Genomic DNA, 22,642 nt, shown 5'->3' on the forward strand with positions numbered 1-22,642 from the left:
CTTACGACATGGGACTCGAAGAAAAGCTGCCGAGCGGATTCCTGCTGACCACCGTCGAACAGGCCGCGGGCTGGGTGCGCAAGGCGTCGGTCTTCCCCGCCACCTTCGGCCTGGCCTGCTGCGCCATCGAGATGATGACCACCGGCGCCGGTCGCTACGACCTGGCGCGGTTCGGCATGGAGGTCTTCCGCGGATCGCCGCGCCAGGCGGACCTGATGATCGTCGCGGGCCGGGTCAGCCAGAAGATGGCGCCGGTCCTGCGGCAGGTCTACGACCAGATGCCCAACCCCAAGTGGGTCATCTCCATGGGCGTCTGCGCCTCCTCCGGAGGCATGTTCAACAACTACGCGATCGTCCAGGGCGTGGACCACGTCGTCCCCGTCGACATCTACCTGCCCGGCTGCCCGCCGCGGCCCGAGATGCTGATGGACGCGATCCTCAAGCTCCACCACAAGATCCAGACCTCCAAGCTCGGCGTGAACGCCGAGGAGGCGGCCCGTGAGGCGGAGGAGGCGGCGCTCAAGGCCCTGCCCACCATCGAGATGAAGGGGCTGCTGCGGTGAGCGACGCCCAAGGCAACGGGGTCAACCCCGAGAAGGACCTCAGCGCGTCGAACCTGCCGGGCCAGCGCGGCCAGGGCGGCGAGGAGATCCGCGTCCAGCGCGGCATGTTCGGTGCGGCGGGCGGCGGAGACACCTCGGGCTACGGCGGGCTGGTCCGCTCGGTCCGGCTGCCGGGACCGGCGAGCCGGCCCTACGGCGGCTGGTTCGACGAGGTCGCCGACGAACTCGAGGGCGCGCTGGAGGAGCAGGGTCTGCTCCCCGGCAACGCCATCGAGAAGACGGTCGTGGACCGCGACGAGCTCACCTTCCACATCGAACGCGAGCACCTCGTCCGCGTCGCCCGCACCCTGCGCGACGACCCGGCCCTGCGCTTCGAACTGTGCACCGGCGTCAGCGGCGTGCACTACCTGCACGACAAGGGCCGCGAGCTGCACGCCGTCTACCACCTGCGCTCGATCACCCACAACCGGCTCATCCGCCTGGAAGTCAGCGCCCCCGACAGCGACCCGCGCATCCCGTCGCTGTGCTCCGTCTACCCGACGAACGACTGGCACGAGCGCGAGACCTACGACTTCTTCGGCATCGTCTTCGACGGGCACCCGGCCCTGACGCGGATCATGATGCCGGACGACTGGCAGGGCCACCCGCAGCGCAAGGACTACCCCCTCGGCGGCATCGCCGTCGAGTACAAGGGCGCCCAGATCCCGGCTCCGGACCAGCGGAGGTCGTACTCGTGAGCACTTCCCACGCATCCGACGCCTCGGCGGCCTCCGCCTCGGCACGCGAGACCACCGAGGGCACCGTCTACACGGTCACCGGCGGCGACTGGGACGAGATCGTCCAGTCCGCGGCCCGTGCCGACGACGAACGCATCGTCGTCAACATGGGTCCGCAGCATCCGTCCACCCACGGTGTGCTGCGCCTGATCCTGGAGATCGAGGGCGAGACGGTCACCGAGGCCCGCTGCGGCATCGGGTACCTCCACACCGGCATCGAGAAGAACCTCGAGTACCGGACCTGGACGCAGGGCACCACGTTCGTGACGCGCATGGACTACCTGACGTCCTTCTTCAACGAGACGGCCTACTGCCTCGGCGTCGAGAGGCTGCTCGGCATCGAGGACGACGTCACCGAGCGGGCCAAGATCATCCGGGTGCTCCTGATGGAGCTGAACCGGTTGTCCTCCCACCTGGTGTGCATCGCCACCGGCGGCATGGAGCTCGGCGCGACCACGATCATGATCTACGGGTTCCGCGACCGCGAGATGATCCTCGACCTCTACGAGCTCATCACCGGCCTGCGGATGAACCACGCGTACATCCGCCCCGGCGGACTCGCCCAGGACCTGCCGCCCGGCGCGGTCGACCAGATCCGCGAGTTCGTCAAGAAGATGAAGAAGAACCTCCCGGAGTACGACAAGCTCGCCACCGGGAACCCCATCTTCAAGGCCCGCATGCAGGACATCGGCTACCTCGACCTGGCCGGCTGCATGGCCCTCGGCGCGACGGGCCCCATCCTGCGGGCCACCGGCCTGCCGCACGACCTGCGCAAGTCCCAGCCGTACTGCGACTACGAGACGTACGACTTCGACGTCCCGACCGCCGACAGCTGCGACGCCTACGGCCGCTTCCTGATCCGCCTGGAGGAGATGCGCCAGTCGCTCAGGATCGTCGAGCAGTGCCTGGACCGGCTCCAGCCCGGCCCGGTCATGGTCGCCGACAAGAAGATCGCCTGGCCGGCCCAGCTCGCCCTGGGGCCCGACGGGCTCGGCAACTCCCTCGACCACATCAAGAAGATCATGGGCACCTCCATGGAGGCCCTGATCCACCACTTCAAGCTGGTGACCGAGGGCTTCCGCGTACCGCCGGGACAGGCGTACGCGGCGGTCGAGTCGCCCAAGGGCGAGCTCGGCGTGCACGTCGTCTCCGACGGCGGCACCCGTCCCTACCGGGTCCACTTCCGCGATCCGTCCTTCACCAACCTGCAAGCCATGGCGGCGATGTGCGAGGGCGGCCAGGTCGCCGACGTCATCGTCGCCGTCGCGTCCATCGACCCCGTGATGGGAGGCGTCGACCGGTGACCACCTCTTCTTCCGAGCGTGGCGTCAGCCTGGGCATGCCCGAGCTGCCCGCGCCCGCGTATCCGGACGACGTCCGGGCCCGGCTGGAGGCGGACGCGCGGGAGATCGTCTCCCGCTACCCCGACTCCCGGTCCGCGCTCCTTCCGCTGCTGCACCTGGTGCAGTCCGAGGAGGGGCACGTCACCCGCACCGGGATGCGGTTCTGCGCGGACGTCCTCGGCCTGACCACGGCCGAGGTCACCGCCGTCGCCACCTTCTACACCATGTACCGGCGCAGGCCGAGCGGCGACTACCAGGTCGGGGTCTGCACCAACACGCTGTGCGCGGTGATGGGCGGCGACGCGATCTTCGAGGAGCTCCAGGAGCACCTGGGCGTCGGCAACGGCGAGACGACCGGTGACGGCAAGGTCACCCTGGAGCACATCGAGTGCAATGCGGCCTGCGACTACGCGCCGGTCGTGATGGTCAACTGGGAGTTCTTCGACAACCAGACCCCCGACAGCGCCAGGCGCCTCGTCGACGACCTGCGGGCGGGACGGCCCGTGGCGCCGACGCGCGGAGCACGGCTGTGCACCTTCAAGGAGACCGCGCGGATCCTGGCCGGCTTCCCCGACGAGCGGCCCGGGGCCGTCGAGGAGAGCGGCAGCGCGGGACCGGCGTCACTGGTCGGCCTCCGCCTGGCGAAGGGGGAGACCGCCGCCGCGCGCGTGGTCCATCCGCGCGACGGCGGGCCCCACGAGGAGCCGCGCGACCGGAAGGCGCCCGAGCCCTCGCCGGCCGAGCAGCCCGTCTCCCACGACGCGTCGCGGGAGACGTCCGCATCCGACCCGTCCCACCCGGCCGGGCCTGCCGCCGAGGAGGGGGAGTGATGACGTTGGCACCCGAACTGAAGGACACGAGCCCCGAGAAGCTCCTCTCGCCCGTGCTGTCGGCCTTCTGGGACGACGACAGGTCCTGGACCCTGGACGTCTACCGGAGGCACGAGGGGTACGAGGGGCTCCGCAAGGCGCTCGCCATGTCGCCCGACGACGTGATCGCGTACGTCAAGGACTCCGGTCTGCGCGGGCGCGGCGGCGCCGGATTCCCGACGGGGATGAAGTGGCAGTTCATCCCCCAGGGAGATGGAAAGCCGCACTATCTTGTTGTCAACGCCGACGAATCGGAGCCCGGGACCTGCAAGGACATCCCGCTCCTCTTCGCGAACCCGCACAGCCTCATCGAGGGCATCGTCATCGCGTGCCACGCCATCAGGTCCTCGCACGCGTTCATCTATCTGCGCGGTGAAGTCGTCCCCGTTCTCAGGCGGTTGCACGAGGCCGTGCGCGAGGCCCAGGAGGCGGGATACCTCGGCAGCAACATCCTCGGCAGCGGACTCGACCTCGAACTCACCGTGCACGCGGGCGCGGGCGCGTACATCTGCGGTGAGGAGACCGCACTGCTGGACTCGCTCGAAGGCCGCCGCGGCCAACCGCGGCTGCGTCCCCCCTTCCCCGCCGTCGAGGGCCTCTACGCGTGCCCCACTGTGGTGAACAACGTCGAGTCGATCGCGTCGGTTCCCGCCATCATGAAGAACGGCAAGGAATGGTTCAGGTCGATGGGCAGCGAGAAGTCCCCGGGCTTCACGCTCTACTCGCTCAGTGGCCACGTCGCCTCTCCCGGCCAGTACGAGGCCCCGCTCGGCGTCACGCTCCGCCAGCTGCTCGACATGAGCGGCGGCATGCGGCCGGGCCACCGCCTGAAGTTCTGGACGCCGGGCGGTTCCTCGACGCCGATGTTCACCGACGAGCACCTCGACGTCCCCCTCGACTACGAAGGCGTGGGCGCCGCCGGTTCCATGCTCGGCACCAAGGCCCTGCAGTGCTTCGACGAGACCACCTGCGTCGTGCGCGCCGTGACCCGGTGGACCGAGTTCTACGCCCACGAGTCCTGCGGCAAGTGCACACCCTGCCGTGAAGGCACCTACTGGCTGGTGCAGTTGCTGCGGGACATCGAGGCGGGCAAGGGAGCGATGAGCGACCTCGACAAGCTCGCGGACATCGCCGACAACATCAACGGCAAGTCGTTCTGCGCCCTCGGCGACGGCGCCGCCTCGCCGATCTTCTCCTCGCTGAAGTACTTCCGTGAGGAGTACGAGCAGCACATCACGGGCCGCGGCTGCCCCTTCGACCCCGCCAGGTCGACGGCCTGGGCCGACCGCACGGAGGTGAACGCATGACTGTGACCACCAGCGCTCCCTCGGACGGAGGAGAGGCGGCGGTCCCGCCGGAAGATCTCGTGACGCTGACGATCGACGGCATCGAGATCAGCGTGCCCAAGGGCACTCTGGTCATCCGGGCCGCCGAGGAACTCGGCATCGAGATCCCCCGGTTCTGCGACCATCCGCTCCTCGACCCGGCCGGCGCCTGCCGGCAGTGCATCGTCGAGGTCGAGGGCCAGCGCAAGCCCATGGCCTCCTGCACCATCACCTGCACCGACGGGATGGTCGTCAGGACGCAGCTCACCTCGCCGGTCGCCGAGAAGGCGCAGAGGGGGGTGATGGAGCTCCTGCTCATCAACCACCCCCTGGACTGCCCGGTCTGCGACAAGGGCGGCGAGTGCCCGCTCCAGAACCAGGCGATGTCCCACGGCCAGGCCGACTCCCGCTTCGAGGGCCGCAAGCGCACCTACGAGAAGCCGGTCCCGATCTCCACGCAGGTCCTGCTCGACCGCGAACGCTGCGTGCTGTGCGCGCGCTGCACCCGCTTCTCCCACCAGATCGCGGGCGACCCGATGATCGAACTGGTCGAGCGGGGCGCGCTCCAGCAGGTCGGCACCGGCGAGGGCGACCCGTTCGAGTCGTACTTCTCCGGCAACACCATCCAGATCTGCCCGGTCGGCGCGCTCACCTCCGCGGCATATCGTTTCCGCTCCCGACCCTTCGACCTCGTCTCCTCGCCGTCCGTGTGCGAGCACTGCTCCGGCGGGTGCGCCACGCGCACCGACCACCGGCGCGGCAAGGTCATGCGGCGGCTCGCCGCGAACGACCCCGAGGTCAACGAGGAGTGGATCTGCGACAAGGGCAGGTTCGCGTTCCGGTACGCGCAGCAGAGGGACCGTCTCGTCACGCCCCTGGTGCGCAACGCCGAGGGCGAGCTGCAGCCGGCGTCCTGGCCCGAGGCGCTGCAGATCGCCGCGCAGGGGCTGCTCGCCTCCCGCGGCCGGACCGGCGTCCTCACCGGCGGGCGGCTCACCGTCGAGGACGCCTACGCCTACAGCAAGTTCGCGCGCGTGGCGCTCGACACCAACGACATCGACTTCCGCGCGCGCGTGCACAGCAGCGAGGAGGCCGACTTCCTCGCCGCCCGCGTCGCCGGCCGCGGAAGGGACCTCGACGGCACGGGCGCCGGCTTCACCTCGCTGGAGAAGGCCCCGGCGGTCCTGCTGGTCGGGTTCGAGTCCGAGGAGGAGGCGCCCGGCGTCTTCCTGCGGCTGCGCAAGGCCTGGCGCAAGCACGGGCAGCAGGTGTTCGCCCTGGCGACCCACGCGACGCGCGGCCTGCAGAAGATGGGCGGGACGCTGCTCCCCGCCGCTCCCGGCACCGAGACCGAATGGCTGGACGCCCTCGCCAGCGGTGTCGGCCTGGAGGACTCCGGCACCGGCGCGGCCGACGCACTGCGCGCCGACGGCGCGGTCATCGTCGTCGGGGAGCGGCTGGCCGGAGTCGCCGGTGGGCTCACCGCCGTACTGCGCGCCGCGTCCGCGACCGGTGCGGAGCTGGTGTGGGTCCCCCGGCGGTCCGGAGAGCGGGGCGCCGTCGAGGTGGGCGCGCTGCCGTCGCTGCTGCCGGGCGGGCGCCCGGCCACCGACCCCCGCGCGCGTGAGGAGGTCGCCGCGGCCTGGGGCGTCGCCGAACTGCCCCACCGCTACGGCCGCGACACCGACCAGATCGTCGAGGCCGCCGCGGGCGGTGAACTGCAGGCCCTGCTCGTCGCCGGGGTCGAGGTCGCCGACCTGCCCGATCCGGCCCGCGCGCGTGCGGCGCTGCACGAGGTCGGCTTCGTGGTCTCGCTGGAGCTGCGGCCCAGCGAGGTCACCGAGCACGCCGATGTCGTCCTGCCCGTCGCGGCGGTCGCCGAGAAGGCCGGCACCTTCCTCAACTGGGAAGGCCGGGTCCGCTTCTTCGAGGCCGCGCTCAAGCCCGACCAGATGACCCGCCGCGTCGCGCCCACCGACGCCCGCGTGCTGCAGATGCTGGCCGACGCCATGGACGTCCACCTCGGCCTGCCGGACCTGGGCACCGCCCGCGCGGAGCTGGACCGGCTCGGCGCGTGGGACGGACCGCGCGCCACCGGGCCGAGGGAGACGGCGATGTCGCTGCCGCGGCCCGCCGCCGGGGAGGCGGTCCTCGCCGGTCACCGTCTCCTGCTCGACCTGGGTGTCCTGCAGGAGGGGGACGAGGCGCTCGCCGGGACCCGGCACGCAGCACGCGCGCGCGTGTCGGCCGCGACCGCCGCCGAGGCGGGCGTCAAGGACGGCGACGTCGTCGCCGTGAGCGGCCCCGCCGGGTCCGTCGCACTGCCGTTGCAGGTGACCGAGATGCCCGACCGCGTGGTCTGGCTTCCGCTGAACTCCGTCGGCGGCGGCGTCGCCTCCGACGCCGGGGTGCTGCCCGGCTCCCTCGTCCGCATCGGCCCGGCCGTGTCCGCCGCCGACGCCCCCCAGGAGGTGGAGGCATGAGCCCGTACCTCGCCGCCGAGGATCTGTCGCTGTTCGGCCGCGACCCGTGGTGGCTGATCGCGATCAAGGCGGTCTTCTGCTTCGCGTTCCTGATGGTGACCGTGCTGTTCTCCATCGTGTGGGAGCGCAAGGTCGTGGCCTGGATGCAGTTGCGCATCGGCCCCAACCGGCACGGCCCGTGGGGAATGCTCCAGTCCCTGGCCGACGGCGTGAAGCTGATGCTGAAGGAGGACGTCATCGTCCGCCGCGCGGACAAGGTGGTGTACGTCCTCGCCCCGATCGTCGCCGCCATCCCGGCGTTCATGGCGATCGCGGTGATCCCCTTCGGCCCGGCCGGCAACGAGATCTCGATCTTCGGCCACCGCACCACGATGCAGCTCACCGACCTGCCGATCGCGATGCTGTACGTCCTCGCGGTCGCCTCGGTCGGCATCTACGGCATCGTCCTGGCGGGCTGGAGTTCCGGCTCCACCTACCCGCTGCTGGGCGGCCTGCGCTCCTGCGCGCAGATGATCTCCTACGAGATCGCCATGGGCGCCGCGTTCGCGTCGGTGTTCCTCTACTCCGGGTCGATGTCGACGTCGGCGATCGTCGAGCAGCAGCAGGACCGCTGGTACGTCGTCCTGCTGCCGGTCTCCTTCATCATCTACATCGTCACGATGGTCGGAGAGACCAACCGCGCCCCCTTCGACATGCCGGAGTCCGAGGGCGACCTGGTCGGCGGTTTCAACACCGAGTACTCGTCCATCAAGTTCGCGATGTTCATGCTCGCCGAGTACGTGAACATGGTGACGGTCTCGGCCGTCGCGACGACGCTGTTCCTCGGCGGCTGGCGCGCCCCCTGGCCGGTCAGCACCTTCTGGGAGGGTGCCAACCACGGCTGGTGGCCGCTGCTCTGGTTCGTCGTCAAGGTGCAGCTGCTGCTGTTCTTCTTCATCTGGCTGCGCGGCACCCTGCCCCGTGTCCGCTACGACCAGCTGATGAAGCTCGGCTGGAAGGTCCTCATCCCGGTCTCCGTGGCCTGGCTGATGCTCGTCGCGACCGTGCGGACCCTGCGGAACGAGAACTACGACTTCGCCGACATCGCCCTCTACGTGGGCGGCGGCGTCCTCGCCCTGCTGCTCCTGTCGTTCGTCGCCGACCTGTTCCGGCAGAAGGCGAAGGACACCGGGCAACCCGCCGCCCCGCCCGCCGGGTTCGACCCGATGGCCGGTGGATTCCCCGTACCACCGCTGCCCGGTCAGGAGCTGCCGGCGGTGCCGCGGCGCCGCCCGCACCGGGAGCGGGAGCTCATTGTCAGTGGTGGGACCGATACTCACAGTGACGGACCGCTGGATGGAAAGGAGGCGTCCGATGGCTGAGGAGCCCAAGGAGACCAAGCCCGGTTTCCTCAACCCGGTGGCCGGCTTCGGCGTGACCTTCAAGGCCATGTTCAAGAAGCGGCTGACCGAGCAGTACCCGGAGCAGCAGAAGACCACGGCTCCGCGGTTCCACGGACGGCACCAGCTCAACCGCCATCCGGACGGCCTGGAGAAGTGCGTCGGCTGCGAGCTGTGCGCCTGGGCCTGCCCCGCCGACGCCATCTACGTGGAGGGCGCCGACAACACCGACGAGGAGCGCTACTCGCCCGGCGAGCGGTACGGCCGGGTCTACCAGATCAACTACGCCCGCTGCATCCTGTGCGGCCTGTGCATCGAGGCGTGCCCCACGCGCGCGCTGACCATGACGAACGAGTTCGAGCTGGCCGACTCCAGCCGCGCCAACCTCATCTACACCAAGGAGCAGCTGCTCGCCGGCCTCGAAGAGGGCATGGTCGACAGCCCGCACGCCATCTACCCGGGGATGGACGAGCAGGACTACTACCGGGGCCTGGTCACGGAGGCCGCGCCCGGCACCGAGCGGCAGGTCGCCCTCTCCAAGGGCGAGGTCCCGGAGGAGCCGTCCTCCGGCGCGGACGAGTCCGCGTCCGAGGGGGTGGTCCGCCGATGAGCGCGACACTCGCCGCCTACTCCACCTCCACCGGAGAGGCCTTCCAGTTCTGGGTCCTCGGCACGGTCGCGGTGATCGGCGCCCTGGGCACCGTCTTCATGAAGAAGGCCGTGCACAGCGCCCTCTGCCTCGCCGGCACCATGATCGTCCTTGCGGTGTTCTACCTCGCCAACGGCGCCTACTTCCTGGGCGTCGTGCAGATCATCGTCTACACCGGCGCGATCATGATGCTGTTCCTGTTCGTGGTGATGCTCGTCGGCGTGACCGCGGCGGACTCCCTGAAGGAGACCGTCAAGGGCCAGCGCTGGCTGGCCCTCGTGTGCGGGCTCGGCTTCGGCATCCTGCTGGTGGCCGGCATCGCCAACGCCTCACTGAAGGAGTTCGACGGGCTCGGCCGGGCCAACGCGGGCGGCAATGTGCAGGGCCTGGCGAGCCTCATCTTCACCAAGTACGTCTTCGCCTTCGAGATCACCGGCGCCCTGCTGATCAGCGCGGCCGTCGGGGCGATGGTGCTCACGCACCGCGAGCGCACCGAGCGGGCCAGGACCCAGCGCGAGCTGTCCGAGCAGCGGGTGCGCGAGGGGACGTACATCCCGCCGCTGCCGGCCCCCGGCGTGTACGCCCGGCACAACGCCGTGGACATCGCGGGCCTGCTGCCCGACGGCACCCCCTCCGAGCTGACCGTCAGCAAGACGCTGCGCGAGCGCGGCCAGATCCGCGACGTCTCCATGGAGGCCCTCAACGACCTCCGGGCGCTGGAGCAGCGGGCCGAGGAGCGCCTGGAGCGGAAGGCGGTCGCACCGGCGACCTTCAAGCGGACCGAGGAGGCGTCGCAGTGAACCCGGTCAACTACCTCTATCTAGCAGCCCTGTTGTTCACCATCGGCGCCACCGGGGTGCTGATCCGGCGCAACGCCATCGTGCTCTTCATGTGTATCGAGCTGATGCTGAACGCCTGCAATCTCGCGTTCGTCACCTTCTCCCGCATGCACGGCAACCTCGACGGCCAGGTCATCGCGTTCTTCACGATGGTCGTCGCCGCAGCGGAGGTCGTGGTCGGGCTCGCGATCATCGTGTCGCTGTTCCGTTCCCGCCACTCGGCCTCGGTCGACGACGCCAGCCTGATGAAGCTGTAAGGGGTCGGAAGAATCGTGGAGAACCTGATCGCGCTGCTCATCGCGGCGCCCCTGCTCGGAGCGGCCGTCCTGCTGGTCGGTGGCCGCCGTCTCGACGCCGTCGGCCACTGGATCGGCGTCCTGCTGTCCGCCGTCTCCTTCGTGTTCGGTCTCGTCCTCTTCTCCGACCTGCTGAGCAGGGACGCGGAGCAGCGGACGCTGACCCAGCACCTGTTCAGCTGGATCCCGGTCGAGGGCTTCCATGCGGACGTCGCCTTCCGCCTCGACCAGTTGTCGATGACGTTCGTCCTGCTCATCACCGGCGTCGGCTCGCTGATCCACCTGTACTCGGTCGGGTACATGGAGCACGACGAGCGCCGCCGCCGCTTCTTCGGCTACCTCAACCTGTTCCTCGCGGCGATGCTGCTGCTCGTCCTCGCCGACAACTACCTGCTGCTGTACGTCGGCTGGGAGGGCGTCGGTCTCGCCTCCTACCTGCTCATCGGCTTCTGGCAGCACAAGCCCAGCGCGGCCACCGCGGCGAAGAAGGCCTTCCTGGTCAACCGCGTCGGCGACATGGGCCTGTCGATCGCGATCATGCTGATGTTCACCACCTTCGGGACCTTCGCCTTCGGGCCGCTCCTCGGCACCCAGACCGAGCCCGGCCTGGCCGCGGACGCCACCGAGGGCAAGCTCACCGCCCTCGCCCTGCTGCTCCTGCTCGCCGCCTGCGGCAAGTCCGCCCAGGTGCCGCTGCAGTCCTGGCTCGGGGACGCCATGGAGGGCCCGACCCCGGTCTCGGCCCTCATCCACGCCGCGACGATGGTGACCGCGGGCGTCTACCTGATCGTCCGCTCCGCCGCGATCTTCAACGGCGCGCCGGACGCCCAGCTCGTCGTCACCGTCGTCGGAGCGGTCACGCTCCTGTTCGGTGCGATCGTCGGTTGCGCGAAGGACGACATCAAGAAGGCGCTGGCCGGCTCGACGATGTCGCAGATCGGCTACATGGTGCTGGCCGCGGGCCTCGGCCCGATCGGCTACGTCTTCGCGATCATGCACCTGGTGACGCACGGCTTCTTCAAGGCCGGGCTGTTCCTGGGCGCCGGTTCCGTCATGCACGGCATGAACGACGAGGTCGACATGCGCCGCTACGGCGGCCTGCGCACGTACATGCCGATCACCTTCGTCACCTTCGGTCTCGGCTACCTCGCCATCATCGGTTTCCCGGGCCTGTCCGGCTTCTTCTCCAAGGACAAGATCATCGAGGCGGCCTTCGCCAAGGGCGGCACCGAGGGCTGGATCCTCGGCGGCTGCGCCCTGCTCGGCGCGGCCATCACGGCGTACTACATGACCCGCGTGATGCTGATGACGTTCTTCGGCGAGAAGCGCTGGCAGCCCGACGCGCAGGGCCACGAGCCGCACCCGCACGAGTCGCCCAGGAGCATGACGATCCCGATGATCGTGCTGGCCGTCGGGTCGGTCGGCGCCGGTGCGTTCTTCAGCATCGGTGACCGGTTCCTGCACTGGTTGGAGCCGATCACCGGCCACGCCGAGGGCGACTCCCCGCTCAGCGCCGCCGCCGTCACCGGCGGGACGATGGTCTGCCTCGTCGTCGGCGTCGCCATCGCCTGGGCCCAGTACGGCCGCCGCCCCGTCCCGGTCGTCGCCCCGCGCGGCTCGCTGCTCACCCGGGCCGCACGGCGCGACCTGCTGCAGGACGACTTCAACCACGTCGTCCTGGTCCGCGGCGGCGAGCACCTCACGCGGTCCCTGGTCTACGTCGACCACACCCTGGTCGACGGTGTCGTCAACGGCACGGCGGCCTCGGTCGGCGGCCTGTCCGGGCGCCTGCGCAGGCTGCAGAACGGCTTCGCGCGGTCGTACGCGGTCTCGATGTTCGGCGGTGCGGCCCTGCTCATCGCCGCCACCCTGCTGATGAGGGCGGTCTGATACCGATGTCCTTTCCTCTGCTGACAGCGACGGCGGTGCTCCCGGCCGTGGGGGCGATCGCCACCGCCGCCGTACCGGCCGCGCGGCGCACCGCCGCCAAGTGGCTGGCGCTGCTGTTCACCCTCGCCACTCTCGCACTCGCGGTCGCGGTCGCGGTGCGCTTCGACCCGGGCGGCGACCGCTACCAGCTCACCGAGTCCCACGCCTGGATCGCCGAGTTCGGGGTGCGGTACGAGCTGGGCGTCGACGGCATCGCCGTGGCGCTGATCGCGCTCACGGCCCTGCTGATCCCGTTCATCGTCCTGGCGGGCTGGCACGACGCCGACCCGCTGGAGACCGGCAGCAGGCGGTGGCGGCCCACCCAGGGCTTCTTCGCGCTGATCCTCGCCGTCGAGGCGATGGTGATCCTCTCCTTCGAGGCCACCGACGTCTTCCTCTTCTACATCTTCTTCGAAGCCATGCTGATCCCGATGTACTTCCTCATCGGCGGCTTCGGGGACCGTGCCCACGAGCACGGCGAGAAGGCGGCGTCGACCCAGCGGTCGTACGCGGCGGTGAAATTCCTCCTCTACAACCTGGTCGGCGGTCTGATCATGCTGGCCGCGGTGATCGGCCTGTACGTGGTCGCCGGGAACTTCAGCCTCCAGGAGATCGCCCAGGCCCGCGCCGCCGGCACGCTCGACATGGCGACCAGCACCGAGCGCTGGCTGTTCCTCGGCTTCTTCTTCGCCTTCGCGGTGAAGGCGCCGCTGTGGCCGCTGCACACCTGGCTGCCCAACGCCATGCAGGAGTCCACCGCGCCGGTCGCCGTCCTCATCACGGCGGTCGTCGACAAGGTGGGCACCTTCGCGATGCTCCGCTTCTGCCTCCAGCTGTTCCCGGAGGCGAGCAAGTGGGCGACGCCGGTCATCCTCGTCCTGGCACTGATCAGCATCATCTACGGCGCCCTGCTCGCCGTGGGCCAGCGCGACATCAAGCGGCTGGTGGCCTACGCGTCGATCTCCCACTTCGGCTTCATCGTCCTGGGCATCTTCGCGATGACCAGTCAGGGCCAGTCGGGCGCAACGCTGTACATGGTCAACCACGGCATCTCGACGGCCGCGCTGATGCTGGTCGCGGGCTTCCTGATCTCGCGGCGCGGGTCGCGGCTCATCGCCGACTACGGCGGTGTGCAGAAGGTCGCCCCGGTGCTCGCCGGCACCTTCCTGATCGGCGGCCTGGCGACCCTGTCGCTACCGGGGCTGGCCCCGTTCGTGAGTGAGTTCCTGGTTCTGGTCGGCGCGTTCACGCGCTACCCGGCCGTCGGCATCGTCGCCACGTTCGGCATCGTGCTCGCCGCGCTGTACACCCTCGTCCTCTATCAGCGGACGATGACCGGGCCGGTGAAGCCGGAGGTCTCGGCCATGCCCGACCTCAGGGTGCGCGAGCTCGTGGTCGTCGCCCCGCTGGTCGTCCTGCTGCTCTTCCTGGGCGTCTACCCGAAGCCCGTGACGGACATCGTCAATCCGGCGGTCCAGCAGACCCTGTCCGACGTACACAAGAAGGACCCCCAGCCCGAGGTGGAGGCGGCCAAGTGAGCGCAGCAGCCGTCCACAGCCTGTGGACAACCGCGGCCGACCCGATCTCGAAGATCGACGCGCCGAAGATCGAATACGGGCAATTGTCGCCCACCCTGATCGTCGTGGGTGCCGCCGTCATCGGGGTGCTCGTCGAGGCGTTCGTCCCGCGCAGGTCCCGCTACCACGCGCAGGTGCTCGTCTCCGCCGTCGCGCTCACCGCCGCCTTCGCCGCGGTGGTCGCGCTCGCGGCCGACGGATACGGCACCACGAAGGCCGGGATCGCGGCGATGGGCGCGATCGCGGTCGACGGACCGGCCCTGTTCCTGCAGGGCACGATCCTGCTGGCCGCGCTGGTCGGCCTGTTCACCTTCGCCGAGCGGCGCCTGGACCCGGAGGCCCACGGCAACCGCGTCGACTCCTTCGCCGCGCAGGCCTCGGCCGTACCGGGCAGCGACAGCGAGCGCGCCGCGGTCAAGGCCGGATTCACCACGACCGAGGTCTTCCCGCTGCTGCTCTTCGCGGTGGCCGGCATGCTGGTCTTCCCGTCGGCCAACGACCTGCTGACCCTCTTCGTCGCCCTGGAGGTCTTCTCGCTGCCGCTGTACCTGCTGTGCGCGCTGGCCCGCCGCAAGCGGCTGATGTCGCAGGAGGCCGCGGTCAAGTACTTCCTGCTCGGCGCGTTCGCCTCCGCGTTCACCCTGTTCGGGATCGCCCTGCTCTACGGCTACTCCGGCTCGGTGTCGTACGCGACGATCGCGCGGGTCGTCGACGGAACCGTCACCGACGTCGACCCCGCGCTGGCCGGGACCATGGGCAACGACGCGCTGCTGCTGCTCGGCACCGCGCTGCTGGTGATGGGCCTGCTGTTCAAGGTGGGCGCGGTGCCGTTCCACATGTGGACGCCGGACGTGTACCAGGGCGCGCCGACCCCCGTCACCGGCTTCATGGCGGCGGCGACCAAGGTGGCCGCCTTCGGCGCGCTGCTGCGGGTGCTGTACGTCGTCCTTCCGGGCCTGCGCTGGGACTGGCGCCCGGTCATGTGGGGCGTCGCGATCGTCACCATGCTCGGCGGCGCCATCGTGGCGATCACACAGACCGACATCAAGCGTCTGCTGGCGTACTCGTCGATCGCTCACGCCGGCTTCATCCTGGCGGGTGTCATCGCGACCACGCCGGACGGGATCTCGTCGGTCCTGTTCTACCTGGCGGCGTACTCGTTCGTGACGATCGGCGCGTTCGCCGTGGTCACGCTGGTGCGGGACGCGGGCGGCGAGGCCACCCACCTGTCCAAGTGGGCCGGCCTGGGCCGCCGTTCGCCACTGGTCGCCGCGGTGTTCGCGGTGTTCCTGCTGGCGTTCGCCGGCATTCCGCTGACTTCCGGCTTCGCCGGGAAGTTCGCCGTGTTCAAGGCGGCGGCGGAGGGCGGCGCGGCCCCGCTGGTCGTGATCGGTGTGATCTCGTCGGCGATCGCGGCGTTCTTCTACATCCGCGTGATCGTGCTGATGTTCTTCAGCGAGCCGCGGCCCGAGGGACCCACGGTCGCCGTTCCGTCGCCGCTGACCATGACGGCGATCGGGGTCGGCGTGGCGGTCACCCTCGTGCTCGGTGTGGCACCGCAGTACTTCCTGGACCTGGCGAGCCAGGCGGGAGTGTTCGTGCGCTGACCCGTACGGCGTGCAGCACGGACCCGGCCTCCCCGCACGGAGGCCGGGTCCGCTGCGTTCCGGGACGGCGCCCGGGTCACAGCAGGGAGTCGAACAGCGTGTCGAGCTCCTGCTCCAGGCCCACGGTCCCGGTGCGGGAGTGCTCGGGATCCGCGGCCGCGTCCTCGGCGGTCGAGATGGTGTCCCCGGCGCCCCGGGCGCCCGCCGTGCCGCTGGTTCCGGCCGGGGCCGCCGGGCACGACACGGCGGGGTTCCACGGGGCGAACAGCCCGTCCGGGTCGGTCCGGTAGATCCAGGCCGCCAGCGTGAAGTAGCCGGGCAGCACGTCCGAGGCGAAGGTACGGCCGAACAGCTCCGGGGCCGCCTGGCCGCTGTCCTTGACGACCCACTCCACCGCCGCGAGCTCCCGCGTGCCGAAGGGGCCGGGTGCGTAGACCAGGGCCGCGGGGGCGGCCGGGTCGAGGGAACCGATGTGCGCCTCGTTGAGGTAGACGTACCCCAGCGCGCCCTGTGTGCCGCCGGTGACGCACATGTCGGAGCGGACGAATCCACCGCGGACCGCGTAGGGCTCGTGGGCGTACGCGCCGGTCGCCGTGTAGGTGCCGGTCAGCTGCGTCCAGACGAACGGACCGGGATCCGCCGCGGCGCGTGCCGGTGCGGCGGTCAGACAGAGGGCTGCGGCTGCCGCCAAGGCGACGGCGGCCTTGCGTGGCCGAGGGGACATTCTGCGGCTCCTTGGGCGGACGGGGGACCGGGGGACAGAGACGGGCGATGGGCTGCCCTGTCCCGCCCGAGCAGCATGTCCCGGCCCGCCGGGGGCCCGCCATGTGACGCAGGCCATTCGAATGACTTCCGAACGTGACCGACCGGTCCTGTGGACAACTCCGGCGCTGTCGGTCGCGACCCCTATCGTGGAGGCAGTGGTCGAGGGACGACGCGCGGGGGGCAGGACGATGGGCGGGACGGGCGGGATCGGCGTGATGTCAAGCACCAGCGGGACGCCAGACACCGAGGCGGCGGGAGCGACCGCGAGCCGGGCGTCGGCGACGCTGCACCGGGTCTTCGGGTACGAGGCATTCCGCGACGAGCAGGAAGCCGTCATCGAGCACGTGGTGGCCGGCGGCGACGCCGTGGTGCTCATGCCGACCGGCGGCGGCAAGTCGCTGTGCTACCAGATCCCGGCCCTGGTCAGACCCGGTACGGGCGTCGTGGTCTCACCGCTCATCGCGCTCATGCAGGACCAGGTGGACGCGCTGCGCGCGCTCGGGGTGCGGGCCGGGTTCATCAATTCCACGCAGGACTTCGACGAGAGGCGGGTGGTCGAGGCCCAGTACCTGGCCGGTGAGCTGGACCTGCTGTACCTGGCGCCGGAGCGGCTGCGCCTCGACTCCACGCTGGACCTCCTCTCCCGCGGCAGGGTCTCCGTCTTCGCGATCGACGAGGCGCACTGCGTCTCCCAGTGGGGACACGACTTCCGGCCCGACTACCTCGCGCTGTCCCTGCTGGGCGAGCGCTGGCCGGACGTGCCGCGGATCGCGCTCACGGCGACGGCGACGCACGCCACGCACCAGGAGATCACCGAGCGACTCGGCATGCCGTCGGCCCGCCACTTCGTGGCGAGCTTCGACCGGCCCAACATCCAGTACCGGATCGTCCCGAAGGCGGACCCGAAGAAGCAGCTGCTGGCCTTCCTGCGGGAGGAGCACGCCGGTGACGCGGGCATCGTGTACTGCCTCTCGCGCAACTCGGTGGAGAAGACGGCCGAGTTCCTCACCCGCAACGGCATCGCGGCGGTGCCGTACCACGCCGGCCTGGACGGGACCGTGCGGGCCGAGCACCAGGCCCGGTTCCTGAGGGAGGACGGCCTGGTCGTGGTGGCGACCATCGCCTTCGGCATGGGCATCGACAAGCCGGACGTCCGCTTCGTCGCCCATCTCGACCTGCCCAAGTCCGTCGAGGGCTACTACCAGGAGACGGGCCGTGCCGGACGGGACGGCCTGCCGTCGACGGCCTGGATGGCCTACGGCCTGAACGACGTCATCCAGCAGCGCAAACTGATCCAGTCCGGTGAGGGCGACGAGGCCTTCCGGCGGCGGGCCCAGGCCCACCTGGACGCGATGCTCGCGCTCTGCGAGACCGCCCAGTGCCGGCGCGGCCAGCTGCTGGCCTACTTCGGTCAGGACGCGGACCGGGCCGGCTGCGGCAACTGCGACACCTGCCTGACCCCGCCGGAGACCTGGGACGGCACGGTCGCGGCGCAGAAGGTGCTGTCGACGGTGGTGCGGCTGCAGCGCGAGCGGGGCCAGAAGTTCGGAGCGGTGCAGATCGTGGACATCCTGTTGGGCAAGCGCACCGCCAAGGTCATCCAGTTCGACCACGACCAGTTGTCGGTGTTCGGCATCGGCGAGGAGCTGACCGAGGGCGAATGGCGCGGTGTCGTCCGCCAGTTGCTGGCCCAGGGCCTGCTCGCGGTCGAGGGGGAGTACGGCACCCTGGTCCTGACCGACGCCAGTGCCACGGTGCTGCGCCGGGAGCGGGAGGTGCCGCTGCGCAAGGAGCCGGAGCGGCCGGCCGCGTCCCGCTCGGGCTCCTCCGGTTCCGCGGGCGCGGGGCGCCGGGCCAAGTCGGTCGCCGTGGCCGAACTGCCCGAGGAACTGCTCCCCGCGTTCGAGGCCCTGCGGGCCTGGCGCGCCGAGCAGGCCAGGGAGCAGGGTGTTCCGGCCTACGTCATCTTCCACGACGCCACGCTGCGGGAGATTGCGACGCTGTGGCCGACGTCCGTGCAGGAGCTCGGCGGCGTCGGCGGCGTGGGCGAGAAGAAGCTGGCGACCTACGGGGAGGGCGTGCTCAAGGTGCTGGCCGAGCTGGGCGGGCCGCCCGGCGCGGGGCACGGCGCGGCGCCGGCGGTCGACGCCGGGGCGGAGCCCGAGCCCGGGGACCGGCCCGAGGAGGAGCCGGAGCCCGACATGTGGGTCTAGCGGCGTTCCGTCCCTCGCCGCCCCGTGGAGGGGGCGCGGCGCTTCCTCATGCCAGGGCCGACAGCCCGGGGGCGAACGTGATCAGCAGAGGCAGCAGGGGGACCAGCGCAGCCACCGTCGTCGTCAGGGCGCGGCGGCGCCGGCCCAGGCGGGGCGGCGGCGCGAGGAGGCGGTCCACCCGCTCGCCCAGCAGGCGGCGGCTGGAGTCGCACGACAGGACGCCTCGGTGCTGGTTCAGTTCGATCAGAGCCAGGGCCGTGGTGAGGTGGCCGCAGCGCCGGGACGCCGTGTCGTCCGCGGCCAGTTCCACCAGACGGTGGGTCTGGTCGCAGAAATGGGAGAACAGGGGGATGCGGGGGAAGCCGGTGGCCAGCGCGGTGGACAGGTGCAGCAGCCAGTCGTGGTGGGCGCGGGCATGACCGCGCTCGTGGGCGAGGACCGCGTCGAGCTGGTGGGTGGTGAGCCGGTGCAGCGCACCGGTGGTGACGACCAGCTGCGGCGGGTGGCCGGGCAGCCATCGCGCGTCGGGATACTCGTCTTCCAGCACCAGCAGCGGACCGCGTGCGGCGGGTAGCCCGGCGGGCAGGTCGGGGGCGCGTTCGCGCAGGTGGGCGAGGGTCAGACCGCGGCGCCGGCGGGCCTCGACGAGTTCCCGGGCGAGCATCGCACCGGTCCAGGCCGCACCGCAGGCCAGCAGCAGGGTGAGGACGGCCGCCCAGACCGGTGCGGCGGACAGGTCGTAGGCCTCGGTCACGGCCGGCGGAGCGGGCGCGAAGACCTGGGCGCGGACGGTGTGGAAGACGGCGGCGGCCCCCAGGGCCAGGGCCGTCAGACAGCACAGCAGGACGGTCGCGACGAGGCACTGCCACACCCAGAGGGCGACGACCGGTTCCCGCTCGGGCCAGGCCGCCCGGGTCAGGGCGCGTGGGACCGGTACGGCGGCCGTCAGTGCGACGGCGCTCAGCAGGAGCAGGCAGACGGTCATGCCGGCGGGCTCCGGATCCTGGTCGTGAGATGGCGGGGGAGGCGACGGTGGGCAGGGGCGCGGAGAGTGCGGGTGGAGCGGTCGTGCCGTGGGCGGGGTTCGGGAGGCGCCGGGAGGGCCGGTGCCGGGGCGTGCGCAGAGTGGACGGCGGCGAGCCGCCGCGGCGGTGGCCGTCGGCGGCGGGTACGCGGTGTGAGCGCACCCGCCGCCAGTATGACCGGACGGCGGCGCGGCGTCAGCCCGCCGGCGGCGCCGTCCTCCGGCAGGTCGGCGTGTGGTCAGCCCGCCACGATCCGGCCCGTCACCTCGCCCAGGCCCACGCGGGCGCCGCCCGGGCCGGGAGCCCACGCCGACAGGGTCACCACGTCGCCGTCCTCCAGGAACGTGCGCTTGCCGTCGGGGAGTTCCAGCGCGTCGCGGCCGTTCCAGGTCAGCTCCAGCAGGGAGCCGCGCTGCCGCTCCTCCGGCCCGCTCACCGTGCCCGACCCGTACAGGTCGCCGGTGCGCAGCGAAGCGCCGTTGACCGTCATGTGGGCCAGCTGCTGGGCGGCCGTCCAGTACATGGTGGAGAAGGGGGGCTCGGAGACGACGTGGCCGTTGACGGAGACGGAGATCCGCAGGTCGTAGCCGCCGGGCTCCTCCGCGGAGTCGTCCAGGTAGGGCAGCAGCGGATGCGTCCGCTCCGGCGGTGCGACGCGGGCGTCCTCCAGCGCCTCCAGGGGCGTGATCCACGCCGACACCGAGGTGGCGAAGGACTTGCCGAGGAAGGGGCCGAGGGGGACGTACTCCCAGGCCTGGATGTCGCGGGCCGACCAGTCGTTGAGGAGGCACAGTCCGAAGACGTGCTCGCGGTAGTCGCCGAGCGCGACCGGCTCGCCCATCCGCGAGGGGGTGCCGACGACGAATCCGACCTCGGCCTCGATGTCCAGCCGGACCGACGGGCCGAACACGGGCGCCGGGTCGGTGGGCGCCTTGCGCTGGCCCGCGGGGCGGACGACGTCCGTGCCCGAGACGACGACCGTGCCGGAGCGGCCGTGGTAGCCGATGGGCAGGTGCTTCCAGTTCGGGGTCAGCGAGTCCGCCGCGTCGGGGCGGAACATCCGGCCCACGTTCCGGGCGTGGTTCTCGGAGGCGTAGAAGTCGACGTAGTCCGCGACCTCGAAGGGCAGACGGAGCGTGACCGAGGACAGGGAGTGGAAGAGCGGTTGGATGACGTCCCGATGGGAGGGCACCGTCACCCACCCGGTCAGCGCGCGTCGCACGTCCGACCAGGTCGTGCTGCCCGCGCCCAGCAGCGCGTTCAGCGTGGGCCGGCCGAGCAGCTCGGCGTACGGGGAGCCCAGTGCCCGTGCCGCCGCACCCGCGTCGAGCACGTGGTCGCCGAGCCGGACGCCGACCCTCCGCTCGGAGGGAGCGTCCGCGGGAGAGAAGACGCCGTAGGGAAGGTTGTGCACACCGAAGGGGTCGCCCTCGGGGACGTCGAAGGGGGGCATGCGGTGCAGCCTCGCTTTCGTGCACGTCGGACACGGCAGACGTGCCGTGTGGTCCATGTGGTTCCCGCACACGTTACGGCGGGGTCGGCTGTCTTGGGCAGTGCCTAAAGATATGGCAATGTCCGTATTCGTCTTGTCGGAGGTGACAGTTCCGGCTTAGCGTCCTTTGCGGGGAACGCGGACCGGGGACATCCGCTCCGCTGGGGGGACATTGGGGGGATCGGTGGCCAGAAGCACCACATGTACGCCGTTCGAGGCCGACCCCGAGGTGCCGGGGCTCATCGTGAAGTTCGGCGACTATCCGCTGCATCACGGTGGGGTCGGCGCGATCCGCAGTCTGGGCCGGCTGGGTGTGCCCATGTACGCGATCACCGAGGACCGCTGCACACCGGCCGCCGCGTCCCGATACCTCAGCCGGGCGTTCACCTGGCGGACCACGGGCACCGAGGAACCGGAGCGCCTGGTGGAGGGGCTTGTGCTGATCGGGCGCCGGATCGGCAGGCCCGCGGTGCTCGTCCCCACCGACGAGGAGGCGGCGGTCCTGATCGCCGAGAACCAGGAGGCGCTCGCGGACCGTTTCCTCTTCCCGCGGGTCGACCCGCTGCTCCCGCGCCGCCTGGCCAGCAAGCAGCAACTGCACGAACTGTGCGCCGAGCACGGCATCGCCAGCCCCGCGGCGGCCTTCCCGCGGTCCTACGACGACATCGAGGCGTTCGCCGAGAAGGCCCGCTTCCCGGTGGTGGCCAAGAACCGGGAGGCGTTCCTGCGGCGGTCGCAGCCCGCGGTGAACGGCACCACCCGGATCGCCACCCGCGCGGGCCTGCTCGACCTGGCCCGCGGCTGGGGCGAGCACCCCGGGGTGATCCTCCAGGAGTACCTGCCGAGGGAGGACGCCGAGGACTGGATCGTGCACGCCTACTTCGACCGGGACTCGGTGCCGCTGGCGATGTTCACCGGGGTGAAGGTCCGCTCCTGGCCGCCGCACGCGGGCATGACGGCCAACGCCTACGCCGTCGACAATCCGGAACTCGCCGACCTCGCCGCACGTTTCATCAAGCAGATCGGCTTCGCCGGGATCATCGACCTCGACCTGCGCTTCGACCGGCGCGACGGACAGTACAAGCTCCTCGACTTCAACCCGCGCATGGGCGCCCAGTTCCGGCTCTTCGAGAACGAGTGGGGCGTCGACGTCGTACGCGCCATGCACCTGGACCTGACCGGACGCCCGGTTCCGGAGGGGGAACAGCGGGACGGCCACCGCTACATCGTGGAGAACATCGACCTGCCGGCCCTGCTCGCCTACCGCCGCAGTGGCTACACGACGCCGCACGCGCCGGCACGGCCCACCGGGACGGAGCTGGCCTGGCTCGCGGGTGACGACCCGCTGCCGTTCCTCACGATGCTCGCGCGCTTCGTGCGGCCGGGCGCGAAGCACCTGTATCAGCTGTGGCGCACCAACCGCCGCGGCAGCAGCACCGGTTCGGGCTCCTAGCGCTGCCCTCGGGTGGTTCGTCCGGTCCGCGCCGGCCACGAGGTGACGATGTGACGTCC

18 protein-coding genes are annotated in these 22,642 nt (G+C 70.9%); 15 read left to right on the forward strand and 3 right to left on the reverse strand.

Annotated elements, in window-relative coordinates; genetic code table 11:
* The first annotated feature begins 8 nt into the window (after positions 1-8).
* Genes JS756_RS21545 through nuoN form a run of 13 tightly spaced genes read left to right on the forward strand, consistent with a single transcriptional unit; the run spans position 9 to position 15,635 of the window.
* The gene (locus JS756_RS21545) at positions 9-563 is read left to right on the forward strand and encodes a NuoB/complex I 20 kDa subunit family protein (RefSeq protein ID WP_141309540.1); all 555 of its coding nucleotides are present in this window, start codon (positions 9-11) and stop codon (positions 561-563) included.
* Positions 560-1,300 carry an NADH-quinone oxidoreductase subunit C gene (locus tag JS756_RS21550; protein WP_205384787.1) on the forward strand — a complete coding sequence of 247 codons (741 nt, stop codon included), beginning with the start codon at positions 560-562 and terminating at the stop codon, positions 1,298-1,300. The genes JS756_RS21545 and JS756_RS21550 overlap by 4 nt, the downstream gene beginning before the upstream one ends.
* Entirely contained in the window at positions 1,297-2,643 is a 1,347-nt protein-coding gene (locus JS756_RS21555; protein WP_205384788.1) for an NADH-quinone oxidoreductase subunit D, read from the forward strand. The genes JS756_RS21550 and JS756_RS21555 overlap by 4 nt, the downstream gene beginning before the upstream one ends.
* Positions 2,640-3,512 (forward strand): NADH-quinone oxidoreductase subunit NuoE, encoded by an 873-nt coding sequence (gene nuoE / locus JS756_RS21560; RefSeq protein ID WP_205384789.1) that lies wholly within the window; start codon positions 2,640-2,642, stop codon positions 3,510-3,512. The genes JS756_RS21555 and nuoE overlap by 4 nt, the downstream gene beginning before the upstream one ends.
* Positions 3,512-4,858 (forward strand): NADH-quinone oxidoreductase subunit NuoF, encoded by a 1,347-nt coding sequence (gene nuoF, locus JS756_RS21565; RefSeq protein ID WP_240204123.1) that lies wholly within the window; start codon positions 3,512-3,514, stop codon positions 4,856-4,858. The genes nuoE and nuoF overlap by 1 nt, the downstream gene beginning before the upstream one ends.
* Positions 4,855-7,359 (forward strand): NADH-quinone oxidoreductase subunit G, encoded by a 2,505-nt coding sequence (locus JS756_RS21570; protein ID WP_205384791.1) that lies wholly within the window; start codon positions 4,855-4,857, stop codon positions 7,357-7,359. The genes nuoF and JS756_RS21570 overlap by 4 nt, the downstream gene beginning before the upstream one ends.
* Entirely contained in the window at positions 7,356-8,720 is a 1,365-nt protein-coding gene (gene nuoH, locus JS756_RS21575; protein WP_205384792.1) for an NADH-quinone oxidoreductase subunit NuoH, read from the forward strand. The genes JS756_RS21570 and nuoH overlap by 4 nt, the downstream gene beginning before the upstream one ends.
* Positions 8,713-9,348, forward strand: coding sequence for an NADH-quinone oxidoreductase subunit NuoI (gene nuoI, locus JS756_RS21580; RefSeq protein WP_205384793.1), 636 nt, complete (start codon positions 8,713-8,715; stop codon positions 9,346-9,348). Before nuoH ends, nuoI begins: the two co-directional genes overlap by 8 nt.
* Positions 9,345-10,187 (forward strand): NADH-quinone oxidoreductase subunit J, encoded by an 843-nt coding sequence (locus tag JS756_RS21585; RefSeq protein ID WP_205384794.1) that lies wholly within the window; start codon positions 9,345-9,347, stop codon positions 10,185-10,187. Before nuoI ends, JS756_RS21585 begins: the two co-directional genes overlap by 4 nt.
* Positions 10,184-10,483 carry an NADH-quinone oxidoreductase subunit NuoK gene (nuoK, locus tag JS756_RS21590; RefSeq protein WP_205384795.1) on the forward strand — a complete coding sequence of 100 codons (300 nt, stop codon included), beginning with the start codon at positions 10,184-10,186 and terminating at the stop codon, positions 10,481-10,483. Before JS756_RS21585 ends, nuoK begins: the two co-directional genes overlap by 4 nt.
* Before the next feature lie 15 nt (positions 10,484-10,498).
* Positions 10,499-12,412, forward strand: coding sequence for an NADH-quinone oxidoreductase subunit L (nuoL, locus tag JS756_RS21595; protein WP_205384796.1), 1,914 nt, complete (start codon positions 10,499-10,501; stop codon positions 12,410-12,412).
* Between the two features lie 5 nt (positions 12,413-12,417).
* Entirely contained in the window at positions 12,418-13,989 is a 1,572-nt protein-coding gene (locus JS756_RS21600; protein ID WP_205384797.1) for an NADH-quinone oxidoreductase subunit M, read from the forward strand.
* On the forward strand, positions 13,986-15,635 hold the full coding sequence (nuoN, locus tag JS756_RS21605; protein WP_205384798.1) for an NADH-quinone oxidoreductase subunit NuoN: 1,650 nt from the start codon (positions 13,986-13,988) through the stop codon (positions 15,633-15,635). Before JS756_RS21600 ends, nuoN begins: the two co-directional genes overlap by 4 nt.
* 76 nt (positions 15,636-15,711) lie before the next feature.
* Here the strand turns inward: nuoN and JS756_RS21610 are convergent, their stop codons facing one another.
* On the reverse strand, positions 15,712-16,359 hold the full coding sequence (locus JS756_RS21610) for a hypothetical protein (RefSeq protein WP_205384799.1): 648 nt from the start codon (positions 16,357-16,359) through the stop codon (positions 15,712-15,714).
* 229 nt (positions 16,360-16,588) lie between these two features.
* On the opposite strand from JS756_RS21610, the gene recQ reads away from it, so the two are divergent.
* Positions 16,589-18,613 carry a DNA helicase RecQ gene (gene recQ, locus JS756_RS21615; RefSeq protein ID WP_240204153.1) on the forward strand — a complete coding sequence of 675 codons (2,025 nt, stop codon included), beginning with the start codon at positions 16,589-16,591 and terminating at the stop codon, positions 18,611-18,613.
* 46 nt (positions 18,614-18,659) lie between these two features.
* On the opposite strand, the gene JS756_RS21620 is transcribed toward recQ, so the two are convergent.
* Both JS756_RS21620 and fahA read right to left on the reverse strand, forming a co-directional pair.
* Positions 18,660-19,598, reverse strand: a complete 939-nt coding sequence (locus JS756_RS21620; protein ID WP_205384800.1) for a M56 family metallopeptidase — start codon at positions 19,596-19,598, stop codon at positions 18,660-18,662.
* 278 nt (positions 19,599-19,876) lie between these two features.
* A complete protein-coding gene (fahA, locus tag JS756_RS21625; RefSeq protein WP_205384801.1) occupies positions 19,877-21,091 on the reverse strand; it encodes a fumarylacetoacetase in 1,215 nt (404 codons plus the stop codon).
* Positions 21,092-21,314: 223 nt separating this feature from the next.
* Here fahA and JS756_RS21630 point away from each other — a divergent pair, with 223 nt between their 5' ends.
* Positions 21,315-22,583, forward strand: coding sequence for a carboxylate--amine ligase (locus JS756_RS21630; protein ID WP_205384802.1), 1,269 nt, complete (start codon positions 21,315-21,317; stop codon positions 22,581-22,583).
* Positions 22,584-22,642 lie beyond the last annotated feature (59 nt).

Origin of the sequence: Streptomyces actuosus (genome assembly GCF_016921115.1) — a bacterium.
Classification (GTDB): Bacteria; Actinomycetota; Actinomycetes; order Streptomycetales; family Streptomycetaceae; genus Streptomyces; species Streptomyces actuosus_A.

What these genes read in the sequence shown, in the direction of transcription:
- JS756_RS21545 (WP_141309540.1), top strand. Translation starts at nt 9, where the DNA reads ATGGGACTCGAAGAAAAGCTGCCGAGCGGATTCCTGCTGACCACCGTC.
- nuoF (WP_240204123.1), top strand. Translation starts at nt 3,512, where the DNA reads ATGACGTTGGCACCCGAACTGAAGGACACGAGCCCCGAGAAGCTCCTC.
- JS756_RS21570 (WP_205384791.1), top strand. Translation starts at nt 4,855, where the DNA reads ATGACTGTGACCACCAGCGCTCCCTCGGACGGAGGAGAGGCGGCGGTC.
- nuoH (WP_205384792.1), top strand. Translation starts at nt 7,356, where the DNA reads ATGAGCCCGTACCTCGCCGCCGAGGATCTGTCGCTGTTCGGCCGCGAC.
- nuoI (WP_205384793.1), top strand. Translation starts at nt 8,713, where the DNA reads ATGGCTGAGGAGCCCAAGGAGACCAAGCCCGGTTTCCTCAACCCGGTG.
- JS756_RS21585 (WP_205384794.1), top strand. Translation starts at nt 9,345, where the DNA reads ATGAGCGCGACACTCGCCGCCTACTCCACCTCCACCGGAGAGGCCTTC.
- JS756_RS21600 (WP_205384797.1), top strand. Translation starts at nt 12,418, where the DNA reads ATGTCCTTTCCTCTGCTGACAGCGACGGCGGTGCTCCCGGCCGTGGGG.
- JS756_RS21610 (WP_205384799.1), bottom strand. Translation starts at nt 16,359, where the DNA reads ATGTCCCCTCGGCCACGCAAGGCCGCCGTCGCCTTGGCGGCAGCCGCA.
- recQ (WP_240204153.1), top strand. Translation starts at nt 16,589, where the DNA reads ATGGGCGGGACGGGCGGGATCGGCGTGATGTCAAGCACCAGCGGGACG.
- JS756_RS21620 (WP_205384800.1), bottom strand. Translation starts at nt 19,598, where the DNA reads ATGACCGTCTGCCTGCTCCTGCTGAGCGCCGTCGCACTGACGGCCGCC.
- fahA (WP_205384801.1), bottom strand. Translation starts at nt 21,091, where the DNA reads ATGCCCCCCTTCGACGTCCCCGAGGGCGACCCCTTCGGTGTGCACAAC.